This window comes from Bacillus sp. CFBP9009 (assembly GCF_036541465.1).
GTDB lineage: Bacteria > Bacillota > Bacilli > Bacillales > DSM-1321 > Peribacillus.
The window spans coordinates 178,378-191,141 of record NZ_JAZHFU010000001.1; the positions used below are offsets into that span (position 1 = coordinate 178,378).

General features: G+C 39.0%; 11 protein-coding genes and 1 pseudogene. All 12 read left to right on the plus strand.

Annotation, left to right across the window (positions count from 1 at the left end; all coding sequences use genetic code 11):
* Positions 1–1,077, plus strand: coding sequence for a threonine aldolase family protein (locus V3595_RS00990; protein ID WP_485905008.1), 1,077 nt, complete (start codon positions 1–3; stop codon positions 1,075–1,077).
* Positions 1,046–1,765 (plus strand): alanyl-tRNA editing protein, encoded by a 720-nt coding sequence (locus V3595_RS00995; RefSeq protein WP_485905010.1) that lies wholly within the window; start codon positions 1,046–1,048, stop codon positions 1,763–1,765. Before V3595_RS00990 ends, V3595_RS00995 begins: the two co-directional genes overlap by 32 nt.
* 161 nt (positions 1,766–1,926) lie before the next feature.
* Positions 1,927–2,742: an STAS domain-containing protein gene (locus V3595_RS01000; protein ID WP_485905012.1), complete on the plus strand. Its 816-nt coding sequence runs from the start codon at positions 1,927–1,929 to the stop codon at positions 2,740–2,742.
* A gap of 255 nt (positions 2,743–2,997) precedes the next feature.
* A complete protein-coding gene (locus V3595_RS01005; protein WP_485905013.1) occupies positions 2,998–4,275 on the plus strand; it encodes an MFS transporter in 1,278 nt (425 codons plus the stop codon).
* 443 nt (positions 4,276–4,718) lie between these two features.
* A pseudogene (locus V3595_RS01010) lies at positions 4,719–5,521 on the plus strand (ABC transporter ATP-binding protein).
* 31 nt (positions 5,522–5,552) lie between these two features.
* A complete protein-coding gene (locus tag V3595_RS01015) occupies positions 5,553–5,834 on the plus strand; it encodes a hypothetical protein (RefSeq protein ID WP_485905014.1) in 282 nt (93 codons plus the stop codon).
* Between the two features lie 40 nt (positions 5,835–5,874).
* Positions 5,875–6,501, plus strand: coding sequence for an iron chelate uptake ABC transporter family permease subunit (locus V3595_RS01020; protein ID WP_485905016.1), 627 nt, complete (start codon positions 5,875–5,877; stop codon positions 6,499–6,501).
* A 487-nt stretch (positions 6,502–6,988) separates the two neighbouring features.
* Positions 6,989–7,687, plus strand: coding sequence for a response regulator transcription factor (locus V3595_RS01025; protein WP_485905017.1), 699 nt, complete (start codon positions 6,989–6,991; stop codon positions 7,685–7,687).
* Entirely contained in the window at positions 7,684–9,027 is a 1,344-nt protein-coding gene (locus V3595_RS01030; RefSeq protein ID WP_485905019.1) for a sensor histidine kinase, read from the plus strand. Before V3595_RS01025 ends, V3595_RS01030 begins: the two co-directional genes overlap by 4 nt.
* A 28-nt stretch (positions 9,028–9,055) precedes the next feature.
* The gene (locus V3595_RS01035; protein ID WP_485905021.1) at positions 9,056–9,790 is read left to right on the plus strand and encodes a PepSY domain-containing protein; all 735 of its coding nucleotides are present in this window, start codon (positions 9,056–9,058) and stop codon (positions 9,788–9,790) included.
* Positions 9,791–10,071: 281 nt separating this feature from the next.
* A complete protein-coding gene (locus V3595_RS01040) occupies positions 10,072–10,665 on the plus strand; it encodes a beta-class carbonic anhydrase (RefSeq protein ID WP_485905023.1) in 594 nt (197 codons plus the stop codon).
* 16 nt (positions 10,666–10,681) lie between these two features.
* Positions 10,682–12,439, plus strand: coding sequence for a SulP family inorganic anion transporter (locus V3595_RS01045; RefSeq protein WP_485905025.1), 1,758 nt, complete (start codon positions 10,682–10,684; stop codon positions 12,437–12,439).
* Positions 12,440–12,764: the final 325 nt, after the last annotated feature.

Consider the following 12,764-nt stretch of genomic DNA (forward strand, 5'->3'; position numbering starts at 1 on the left):
ATGATACGTTTTGAAAATGATTATACAGAAGGTGCTCATAAGCGAATTCTGAAACGATTAATAGAAACCAATGAAGAACAAACACCCGGATATGGAGTGGATGAACACTGTGAAAAAGCGAGAGCCTACATTCGAAAAGAGTGTGATGCTGCAAATGCAGATATACACTTTTTAGTAGGAGGAACACAAACGAATACAACTATTATCGCTTCAATTTTGCGGCCGCATCAAGGTGCAGTTTCTGCAATTACCGGCCATATCGCGGTACATGAAACAGGAGCAATTGAAGCCACCGGTCATAAAGTGCTTACTTTGCCGAGTGATGATGGAAAAATTCAAGCTGGACAGGTGAAAGAATTATATGATGCTCACTGGAATGATGTTACTCATGAGCATATGGTACAGCCAGGCTTGGTTTACATTTCTAACCCTACAGAAAATGGAACGATCTATAGTAAAGCCGAATTGGAAGCATTAAGTGAAGTTTGCCGGGAATGTGGTTTGCCATTGGTATTGGATGGCGCTAGATTAGGGTATGGCTTGGCTTCGAAAGACAGCGATTTAACCTTGGCGGATGTTGCAAGGCTATGTGATGTGTTCTATATAGGGGGAACGAAAGTTGGAGCAATGTTTGGTGAAGCGGCAGTCATCATGAATGATGCCCTGAAAAAGGATTTCCGCTATTTCATCAAGCAAAAGGGAGGGATGCTGGCTAAAGGGAGACTATTGGGGATTCAGTTTGAAACCTTATTTGAAGATGGCTTATACTATGAAGTTTCTAATCATGCCGTGGAAATGTCAATGATGATTCGAGAAGCATTTGTTGAAAATGGATTTTCATTACGATATGATTCCACATCAAATCAGCAATTTCCCATCTTGCCGGAAGATGTAATTCTGGAATTAGGTAAAAAGTATTCATTCTCCTTCTGGGAAAAAGTCGATGCTACACACAGTGCTGTGAGATTTTGTACCAGTTGGGCTACGAAAAAAGAACATGTTGACATGCTCGTAGAGGATATCATGGCAATAAAAGGAGAAAAAAATGGCCACGATAGAGTTATATTTAGAGAATAGTTATCTAAAAGAATGTTCGGCAAATATCGTTTCAATACAAGACCGGTTTGTTGTGTTCGATCAAACCATTTTTTATCCAGGCGGCGGTGGGCAGCCTTGTGACCGGGGGATCATTAAACAAGGTGATGAAACATATAATTTATTAACAGTAAAAAAAGTAGATGGTGAAATTATTCATGAACTAGAACGTCCATTACAGGACATTGATCAAACAGTAGAAATGCAGATTGACTGGTCTTGGCGGTTTCAGAATATGCAGTATCACACATTATTGCATGTCATTTCAGGTTATTTATATAAACATTACAATGCTTTAGCTACAAGCAGTCAAATTGACAAAGAACATGCGAGATTAGAGCTGTCTTTTTCTCCTGGAATAATGGAAGAAATCCCATTTCATTCATTAGAACAATCGATAAAGAAGGTACTGTCACAACCCCATAATGTTTACACGAAAACAATTAGCAGAGCTGAAGCAGAGCAAAAAGAAGGGGTTATTAAAACGGTCATTAATTTACTGCCAGCTTCGCTTAACGAAATTCGAATCGTTCAAATAAATGATATTGATGAGCAAGCATGTGGCGGAACCCACGTCAACAACACAAATGAAATTAAAGACTTTTCCATTATGAAAATTCAACAAAAAGGTCCCACGAAAAAAAGGATCAAAATTCAACTATTGGATTAAATTGAATGAGGAATATAAACGGCAGAGATACGTTCTTGTAATTTGGTATTAAGCTAGGTCGGAAGCATCGTCCCTGTTTTTTAATTCAATTGACTATCAATGATGTAAATGATTATTATTACTACAAGAGTTTATTCGCTTAAAGAAGGTGTTGGACTAATATGACCTGGGTTTTGAATGTTTCAAACCACCTAATCGATAATGCAGAATCTCTAGCTCAAGAAATTGTTGAAGGTGTTCTGCATAGTATGGAATTAGAAATTCCACTGTGGGAAAAAGAGCAAGCAATAAAAATGTATATTGAATTTATAAATTTTTTAGGTGAATCACTTTTGGTCATGGATGAGGGAGTGCCACGAACACTCATTGAATGGAGTAATAAGAACGCAGCTGGACAGGTATCTCCCGAAGGGAAAATTTCAGAGATAATTGTTCGTTATCCGCCAACGAGGGACATTTTTACCGACATTATTACGAAAATCAGCTTAGAGTTTGAGCTTTCATTAAAAGATCATTCCTTCATTATCAAGCGGATAAACAATATGTTAGACATAAGCCTTAATGAAACCATTTTTGCTTTCGAACGTCTTTCCGACGAATATAAGGAGAAAACGCAAAGAGAACTGGCTGAACTTTCAGCGCCCATTGTAATGATTAAAGATGGTATTGCGGTACTCCCATTGATTGGTATTATAGATTCATATAGGGCGAATTACATTATGGAAAAAGTCGTACCAAAAATTTCTGAACTACGGTTAAACTATGTGATTGTTGACTTCTCAGGCATATTGAAAATAGATACAGATATTGCACGTCATCTTCATCAAATAGGACAAATGCTTAATTTGCTAGGAATACAAACCCTTACAACAGGGCTACGCCCTGAATTAGCCAAAACCGTTGTAAATAGCAGAATTAATATGTCGGAAATTACTTCTTTCGCAAACGTTAAGCAAGCATTAGAAAGCATTAAATAATACTATTATACCAGCAATATATCTGCTGGATTTTTTTATACAATGGCTCGGTTAAAACAATTATGTTATTTTTCTTCTTTAGTCTAACGGGGCAGGTCAAGTTCAACAAGTGATTGCTTATTGTCGTGGTTGTTACTGTTTAATGTCAGTGGAGGCTGTTGAACTTCTAAGATCCAAAGGTGTTAATGCATTTCGTTTAGAGGAAGGTGTACATGATTGGAAGAAATTTCAGAATGATAAATGAGGTATTAACTAATGTCTAGTAAAACATATCAAATGAACCAGAGTTACGTAGATTCTCAAGAAAAGCAAAAAATGTTATACAAACGTACATTAATTATTATAAGTATTTCACAAATTTTTGGCGGTGCTGGGTTAGCGGCTGGAGTTACGGTGGGGGCACTTCTTGCACAACAAATGCTTGGCACAGATGCATTTGCTGGACTTCCTTCGGGTTTATTTACTTTAGGGTCTGCAGGGGCTGCTTTAATCGTAGGTAGACTTTCTCAACGTTACGGTCGTCGTACAGGTCTAACAGCTGGTTTTATGATTGGTGGACTTGGAGCAATAGGAGTCATAACCGCAGCTGTAATAAATAGCGTTTTCCTTTTATTTGCTTCCCTGCTTATTTATGGTGCAGGAACAGCGACAAATTTACAAGCTCGTTACGCTGGTACGGACTTAGCAAACAATAAACAACGAGCTACTGCTATTAGTATTACTATGGTGTTTACAACATTTGGTGCAGTTGCAGGTCCGAATTTAGTGAATGTAATGGGGGATTTTGCTCTTTCTATTGGCGTTCCATCACTTGCTGGTCCTTTCATTTTATCAGCAGCAGCATTTATCTTAGCAGGTCTTGTACTTTTCTTTTTGCTTCGCCCAGACCCATTAGTTATAGCTAGAACAATAGAAGCGTCCAACCAGGAAAGTAATCGAATAGAATATTCGACTGATACTGAACAAATAGAAAACAAAAGAGGTATTATGGTTGGTGCGACAATTATGGTTCTTACTCAAATTGTAATGGTGGCTATTATGACAATGACACCTGTTCATATGAGACATCATGGACATGACTTGGGTGAAATAGGTCTCGTTATTGGATTTCATATAGCTGCAATGTATCTTCCTTCACTGGTTACAGGTGTGCTTGTTGATAAGCTTGGGCGTACTGCCATGGCTATTGCCTCTGGAGCTACGCTGCTTCTGGCAGGTTTAATATCAGCGATTGCACCAGGCGATTCTATGATTCTTCTAGTAATTGCTCTTTCTTTACTAGGATTAGGATGGAATTTTGGTTTAATAAGTGGGACTGCTCTTATTGTTGATTCAACTGACACTTCAAATCGGGCTAAAACTCAAGGTACAGTGGATGTTTTAATTGCATTATCAGGAGCTTCTGGTGGCGCCTTATCAGGAATGATTGTGGCCGGTTCAAGTTATACAACATTATCATTTATTGGAGGTTTATTATCTTTATTATTGATTCCAGTGGTAATCTGGTCTCGGGGAAAAAAAATAAAAAACTGATTTCTCTACGAAATCAGTTTTTTTGTTGATCTAACAAGTGCTTTACTTCATTGCCAGGAGCTGAGCTGCAGCTCCTTTTCTTATGCAACAAACGTGGCATAATACCCCCTCATATAGCAACATTTGTGGTACCTCAACCACCGCGTAATACTTGCCCCCTTATTTTCTACAGTATCGACTTCAATCGTTCCATTGTGGAATTCACCTTCACTGTATATCCGTAATGCACTTAAACCCGTTTTTCAATTCATATAAAAGGCTTGAAAGCGATTCTAGTTGCTATGCTGCCGTGCTTTTTTTCATATATTAGGACAAGTCACCATGCAATGAAAGGCTCTTTCATAACATATAACAACTTGAAAAAATAGGTAGTGACAGGTTGTTAGAGGGACCATTCGAGTTCCTTTTTTATTAAGTTCGGAAGCAATACTAGGAGTGATAACATGCATCCATTGGAAGCAAGATCATTAACGTTAGCCTATGGAGAAACAATAATTATTGACCAACTAAATTTACAAATTCCAAATGGGGAAATCACGGTTTTTATAGGTAGTAATGGTTGTGGTAAATCAACCTTGCTTCGTTCTTTAGCACGTCTATTACGTCCAAAGGAAGGTTCTGTTATTCTCGATGGGAAAGAGATTGAAAAATGGCCGGCAAAAGAAATTGCCAAACATTTGGCTATTCTTCCACAGGGACCAATTGCTCCGGAAGGACTTTCTGTCATTCAATTGGTAAAGCAAGGGAGATACCCTTATCATAATTGGCTGAAGCAATGGTCGGAAGAAGATGAAATTATAGTGAATAAAGCATTGGAAGCTACAGGAATGAAAGCTTTAGCTAATCGTTCGGTTGACTCCCTATCTGGGGGACAACGACAATGAGCCTGGATTGCCATGACACTTGCGCAAGAAACAGACATCATTCTTTTAGACGAACCAACCACGTTTTAGACATGACCCATCAAATCGAAATACTTGATTTGCTGTTTGAATTAAACGAGAAAGAACAGCGTACTATCGTGATGGTTCTTCATGATATAAATCTAGCTTGTCTATATGCTCAACATATTGTAGCGATTCATAACCGAAACGTTTTTGCTCAAGGAAAACCAGAAGATATTGTAAATGCTGATATGGTTCGTTCGGTTTTTCAAATAGAATGTGAGATTACTGTCGATCCATTGTTTGGGACCCCTTTATGCATTCCATATGGCAAAGGGAGAAAAGTAAGTGATGGGAAGTAATATGCTATTCATTATTGGGTGACTACTATTCTTGAAAAAATCGGGGGGAATGAATTATGAAGAAATTATTCAGGTGCTGTTGTTAGTAACATTTGCAACTATATTGGCAGCTTGTAACCAATCACAAATGGATGGGACAACTCTTGATGGGCAAACATCCAATGAAAATAAACAAGTAACGATTAAGCATGTATTAGGAAACACGGAACTACACGCAAAACCGAAAAAAATTGTTGTTTTAGAATGGACATACGTAGAAGACTTGTTAGCTCTTGATATACAGCCTGTTGGTGTTACAGATTTAGAAGGGTAATGGGTACAAATCGATTGAGCTATCAACTGATGTAACAGATGTGGGCACCAGACTAGAACCGAATCTTGAAGCTATCGCTCAGTTAGAACCGGATCTAATTATTACAACAAAATTTCGTCATGAGGGAATTAAAAAAGAGTTGGAATCAATTCCCCCTACTATATTCTTTGAACCTTATCCACAAGATGAATCCATTAGCCAATACGATGAAATGGTAACAACCTTCAAAACAATTGCAAAGGCAGTTCAAAAGGAAGAATTGAAACTTGCTGGCATGGTCGCTCTCATTACAATTCCTTTGAGCATTTTATTCATTAAAAAATTTGATGTGATTTCCTTTGGAGATGAAGTTGCTGTGGGACTGGGAGTAAATATTATTATGACGAGGCTTTTAGCTATTATGTTAGGAGTTTGTATGGGGGCAGTCAGTGTATCTATTGTAGGAACAGTCGGGTTTATAGGTTTACTAGCACCTCATGCAGCTAGGAGAATGGTTGGATTTGAACATGGAAAGGTTATTCCAGTCAGTCTTTTTCTTGGAGGAATTCTTTTAACTTCGGCTGATCTTATAGGAAGAATTGTTTTAGCCCCTAAAGAAATTCCTTCTGGACTTGTCGTTGCTCTAATAGGCACTCCATATCTCTTATATTTACTGAGAAAAATATAGAATACGCCTCCTTTTTCTCTTGAATTTATCTTTAATAACCTCGGTATACCTTATATAAAGTTAGGTGACGACGTGTAAATTAAGGGGCGGAATAATACTTAAAGTAAATAGGGCTTTTAACATGAGAGTTGCTCTGACAGCTCTTTTTTTTTATGGAGCAAACTGGGTCAATAGCGTCTTTATTTTTAAAATTTTACATGCAATAATTTGTACATTCGTAAAAATAACAAAAAAGTACACGAGAGGAAGTTTAATAGCCAAAGAAATTATTTTTCCGAAACTGCCTTTATCTTGTCTGATTCAAAAAATGATGGCGGCTATGATGTTCGGATTTATACACCTAATGAAAGTTTCCTTTAAAGAAGGTTGCTGAGGCAGCCTTTTTCTTATTGAACGAACAGGTATATTTACCGATAATCCAATTCATTTAATTTGAAAATGAATGATACAAAATGGGGACAGTCCCACACAAAAGGAGGTCTTCCAAATGAGTAAAGAATCAATACTAATCGTAGAGGACGAAGAAAAAATCTTAAGATTGCTTGAATTGGAGCTTGAAATCGAAGGCTACCAAGTCGGAAAGGCAATGGACGGAAAGGAAGCCCTTGAAGCGTATCGATCACGAAAGTGGGATTTGATCTTATTGGATGTGATGCTTCCAGGCATAAGCGGGATTGAGCTGCTTCGGAAAATTCGTACGAAAAACAATTTTACCCCTGTCATCCTGTTAACTGCAAAGGGCTCGGTTGAAGATAAAGTTTCCGGTCTTGATCGCGGTGCGAATGACTACATCACTAAACCTTTCCAAATTGAGGAGTTACTTGCCCGAATTCGCGCGGTTTTAAGAATGCGGACTGCAGCACCTTCAATGGAAGCTGAAGATGAATGGCTGAATACTGCTGATTTAAAGGTGAATGTCAAAACACGCGAGGTCATTAGAGGTGAAAGCGAAATTGACCTAACGCCAAAGGAGTTTGATTTACTTCGTTATTTACTGAAGAATAAGCGTCAAGTGCTAAACCGGGATCAAATTCTCGAAGCGGTTTGGGGGTATGATTTCTATGGAGAAACAAACGTGGTGGATGTGTATATCCGATATGTTCGCAAAAAGCTCGAATATGGCTTTGATACGCCGCTTATCCATACTGTAAGAGGCGTTGGCTACGTCCTGAAGGATGCAAAATGAGACTTCGCAAGAAAATAAATTTATATACAGCGGTGCTATTCATTTTCCTGCTCCTATTGATGAATGTTTCCATTTATTTTGTCTTTAGTAATCTGATGATGGTGAATGAACTTAATCGTGCGAAAGCGGAGACAGAGAAAATTGCCTTTGATGTTAGTAAAAATGTTAATAATATATCTCCAAATGATTTACTTCGATCCTATCTGCCTATAGATGGCATGATTGGTATTGTAAAAGAGGGTCAACGAAAAGGTACAGCCGTTACATCCAATTCTGAGAAGCAATTAAGCAATCGCAATAGCAGCTTTTATCCCGGTGAGAAGAGCGCGATCATCACTTATCATCAGAACAAGTATGTATTCGTTTCAAACCCGATCATTTGGGGGGATGGAAGTGTAGTTAATCTTCAAATCACCAAAAGCATTTCAGCAACTGAGGAAATGCTCGCTGTTCTGCGCATCGTATTAATCGCTGTAACCATCATTGCCATGATACCTGTTCTGATATCAAGCACTATTCTTAGTAACTTCATCGCCCGTCCGATTCGATCGATGATTGATACGATGAAGGAGATTCAAACAAGCGGAAAATTTAAGCGACTTAGCCTGGAAGAAAAAGCAAAAGATGAACTTGTGGAAATGGGGGAAACCTTTAATCACATGATTGATTTGCTGCAAGCCAACTTCGAAAAACAGGAGCAATTCGTATCAAATGCTTCACATGAATTAAAAACTCCGCTAACTGTCATCGAAAGCTATGCAAGCCTTTTGAAAAGAAAAGGGTTGGAGCGGCCTGAGTTGTTTGATGAATCAATAGAGGCCATTCATTCTGAAGCCATTAGAATGAGAGAGATGACAGAGCAAATGCTTCTGCTTGCAAAGCATCAGGAAAAATGGAATATAGAGAAGGAAAACGTCAATCTGACCGATATCATGGCAGACTTAGCGAAAGTATATAAAAATGCGTACAATCGAACAGTGGAGATTTATAGTAGCGATGCAATTGAAGCAGTAACGGACGTGCAAAAGTTAAAACAGCTGTTGTTTATTTTTTTAGACAATGCAAGAAAGTATAGTGATGAGCCTATCTCAGTCTACATAGGACAAACAAGTAGAGAAGCATATATCCGCATCGAAGACAGAGGGGATGGAATTCCCCAGGCTGAATTGCCAAAAGTGTTCGATCGCTTTTATCGTGTAGATGAAGCAAGAAGCCGAAAGCAAGGCGGGTCAGGTTTAGGGCTTTCCGTGGCAAAGGAAATTGCTGATGCAATTGATGTACGGATTGAAATGGATAGTCTCGAAGGCAGGGGAACGAACGTTACTCTTTTATTTAATTAAACCAGAATGACGTTGGATGGGTGATACGATGAAGAATGGAAGCGTGCTGATAACAGCTGGATCAACTCTCGTTTTTGGTCTGCTATTATTCGTCGGATTTCAATGGTGGGCTCCATCATTATCCGCGGAAAGCTTGACGGAAGAAGAAGTGAACCAGACAGCAAAGGATAAATATCCTGGAACCATTATAAAGACAACGAAAACTAAAGGTGAAGAATATCAGATTGAAATGCAGCTTGAAACCGGGGTATATCTTATTAGTATGGATGCGAAAAGCGGTGAAGTTCGTTCTATAAAAAAAGAAACCATTGGTCATGCAGCAGAAGAAACGACGGAAAAAACACCCCAAAAGCAACTAACCCAAAATGAAATAAAGGCGCGTATTTCCTCACAAGGCGATCTGGAACAAATTGATTTCGTGCAGGAGAAAGACAACTCCCATTATAAAGCAGTGGTAAATAAGAATAATGAAAAAATCACATTAATTCTCGACCCATATACAGGAGCTATAATTGACTCGACAATGGTAGCAGATAGTATCATTACAGAAAACGAAGCAATCGCGATTGCCGAAAAACATGTAAAAGGAACAGGTGATGATACAGAATTTTATCAACCTTCAGATCAGACACCTTATTATTTGGTCGAAGTTGAATTAGAGGACGATCGAGACGCAGTCGTTCAAGTGGACGGCTACACAAAGGAAGTAAAAACAATCACATGGGAAGATGATGAAGTGGATGATAGAGACGGCCCCGAATAAATCAGGGCGTTATTGAAACAAAACATAAAAAAGGGTGATGCATAGTTAAATATGCATCACCTTTTTTTAGTAAGAAAAATGCAAAAAAAAAGAGAAGGAACTGTAATAATTCTCACCATTTTCTAATCCTTCTATCATTTAACTCTAATTTAATATCTTTAACATGGAATAAAGCACCAAATGATAAAACAGAGCCAAATAAGACCGTTTATGAAAGGCATCTGGATTATTGTACATAGAACATTTCCATCATATTTCAACACGAGAAAGGAGAATAAATAATGTCAGTTATTTCTAGCATTCTGGATTACAACAAGACGTTTGTCGAACAAAACAAATATAAAGAGTTTCAAACGACAAAGTATCCAGATAAAAAGATCGTCATCATAACGTGCATGGATACCCGTCTGTTGGAATTGCTTCCAAAGGCGATGGGGTTAAGAAATGGAGATGCGAAAATCATTAAAAACGCTGGAGCTATTGTTTCTCATCCCTTTGGCAGCATTATGCGCAGTATCCTTGTCGCTGTTTATGAGCTAAAAGTGGAGGAAGTGTGTGTGATCGGACATCACGGATGCGGTATGGTGGGGCTTCAATCCTCTTCACTTCTTGATGCCGCAAAGCAGAAGAAAGTCAGTCAGGAGCAAATTGATGTCCTTACAAAGTCTGGTATTGATTTATCCAAGTGGCTGTCAGGCTTTCAATGCGTTGAGGAGAGTGTAACGAATAGTGTCCGTTTGATTGAAAACCATCCATTATTACCGGATTCCATCGCCGTTCACGGTATGGTCATCCATCCCGAAACGGGTAAACTGGATCGAATCATAGATGGATATAGAAACGTTGTCAGCAAGGGCGAAATACAAATTCAATAAAAGAAGGAGCGATAAAATGATAGATTCTAGCAGGCTTGAAGGATACAACTTAGGCCATTTTCAGAAAGACCTGGTTGCCGGGGTAGTAGTTGGGATTGTAGCGATTCCTTTAGCGATGGCCTTTGCCATTGCTTCCGGAGTAAGACCGGAATATGGACTGTACACATCAATTATTGCAGGAATCATGGTCTCCCTTTTTGGAGGCTCGAAATATCAAATTGCAGGCCCGACTGGGGCCTTTGTCCCGGTATTGTTAGGTGTGGTCATGCAGTACGGTTATGAAAAACTGTTAATCGCCGGCTTCCTGGCAGGTATCATGATATTTCTTATGGGTGTCTTCAAACTGGGAAGATTCATCAAGTTTATTCCCCGTCCAGTTACGATCGGCTTTACTGCTGGAATTGCTGTGATTATCTTCTCTGGCCAGATTGCCAATTTTTTTGGACTCAGTAACTTAAAAAAAGAAGAAGCCTTTCTTTTAAATATGAAAGAAATCTTATTGAACTTCAATACAGTGAATTTCTATAGTGTACTGGTAGCCATCATTAGTTTGACTCTCGTCATATTAACTCCAAAATATTTACCGAAAATCCCTGGAGCATTGCTGGGATTGATTGTATCAACTCTAGTCGCCAGCTTATTCTTTCCAGGTCAGGTAGCGACCATTGGATCGGCTTATGGGGCCATTCCTAATGCATTGCCCCATTTTCAGTTTCCCCAGATCACTGGCGGTCTGGTGATTGAACTCCTTCCGGCTGCTTTGGTCATTGCCATGCTTGGGGGAATTGAATCACTATTATCCGCTGTAGTGGCAGATGGCATGACCAACAGTAAACATAACAGCAATAAAGAGCTGATGGGGCAAGGATTGACCAATATGATTACGCCTTTATTTGGAGGCATTCCGGCTACAGGTGCCATCGCGCGTACCGCAACGAATATTAAAAACGGTGCAGTCTCCCCTATATCAGGTGTGATTCATGGGCTGGTGGTATTGCTGGTGTTAGTCAGTTTGGCTCCTTATGCTTCGGCCATTCCATTGGCCAGCATGGCCCCCATTCTTATGTTTGTCGCCTGGAACATGAGCGAACGCAAAGAATTTTCGCATATCTTAAAAGCAAAAACCATGGACTCGGTCGTATTGATCGTTACCTTCGTGCTAACCGTATTGATTGACCTGACAACAGGTGTCGGGATCGGATTACTATTAGCCATTCTATCGTTCGTTAAACTGATGAGCGGTACATTGAAATTATCAAAGGTATTACCAGATCCAGCTGATAAACTAGTTAAACCAGAAATGGTGCAACATGGTTCAAGCTGCCCGCAGATTAACATTTATACGATAGAAGGACCTTTATTCTTTGGCACAATCGAAAGGCTGCAAGAAGAAATCGAGGAAATAATGCGTTCTAAACCAAAAGTCCTGCTATTAAGAATGAGCAATGTGCCATTTATTGATACATCGGGAGAAGCCCTTTTAACCGACATCGTGAAGCAATTCAAGTTTCATAAACTACAAGTGTTGATTTCCGGAATTCAACAGGAACCTAAAGAAATGCTGAGAAAAACTGGATTTATTAAACTGGTTGGTGAGGAACAGTTCTTTTCCAGTACGGGAGATGCTATTAATAAAGCTTTATCCAAACTGGATGAGAACCGTTGTAAAGGGTGTAAACAGTTTTCATTTGCTGAATGTACCGCACTCTCACAGCAAGTTCAAAAGCCTGCGTTATTAAAACAGAAACGAAAACGGGAGATAGGATTAACTTGACTCCTGTCAAGAAGATAAGGCATCTGCTTTTGGCAGATGCTCTTATTCTTAATCAGTATATTCTTAATTCGCCATGGCTACGTAGTAGTCAGGAAGATTACAAGTAGAAGTAACTCAAATACAAATAGATTCATAAGGATACAATGAAGAGGGAGGTACAGCCTCCATTTACATATTGTGGTCAGTAGCTTCTACAAGTACCTTTGTATGGCACGGGTTAATTTACTGAAGTTAACTTTCGTTAAACATCATAACCCCATACTATTAACCAACAAACCGGTGGGATAGTAGTTGATTCAACAGTTTTCCCCTTGTAGGGAGCCTC

Excerpts from the sequence above, each read along its gene's own strand:
- V3595_RS00990 (WP_485905008.1), top strand. The coding sequence starts at position 1 with ATGATACGTTTTGAAAATGATTATACAGAAGGTGCTCATAAGCGAATT.
- V3595_RS00995 (WP_485905010.1), top strand. The coding sequence starts at position 1,046 with ATGGCCACGATAGAGTTATATTTAGAGAATAGTTATCTAAAAGAATGT.
- V3595_RS01000 (WP_485905012.1), top strand. The coding sequence starts at position 1,927 with ATGACCTGGGTTTTGAATGTTTCAAACCACCTAATCGATAATGCAGAA.
- V3595_RS01005 (WP_485905013.1), top strand. The coding sequence starts at position 2,998 with ATGTCTAGTAAAACATATCAAATGAACCAGAGTTACGTAGATTCTCAA.
- V3595_RS01025 (WP_485905017.1), top strand. The coding sequence starts at position 6,989 with ATGAGTAAAGAATCAATACTAATCGTAGAGGACGAAGAAAAAATCTTA.
- V3595_RS01030 (WP_485905019.1), top strand. The coding sequence starts at position 7,684 with ATGAGACTTCGCAAGAAAATAAATTTATATACAGCGGTGCTATTCATT.
- V3595_RS01035 (WP_485905021.1), top strand. The coding sequence starts at position 9,056 with ATGAAGAATGGAAGCGTGCTGATAACAGCTGGATCAACTCTCGTTTTT.
- V3595_RS01040 (WP_485905023.1), top strand. The coding sequence starts at position 10,072 with ATGTCAGTTATTTCTAGCATTCTGGATTACAACAAGACGTTTGTCGAA.
- V3595_RS01045 (WP_485905025.1), top strand. The coding sequence starts at position 10,682 with ATGATAGATTCTAGCAGGCTTGAAGGATACAACTTAGGCCATTTTCAG.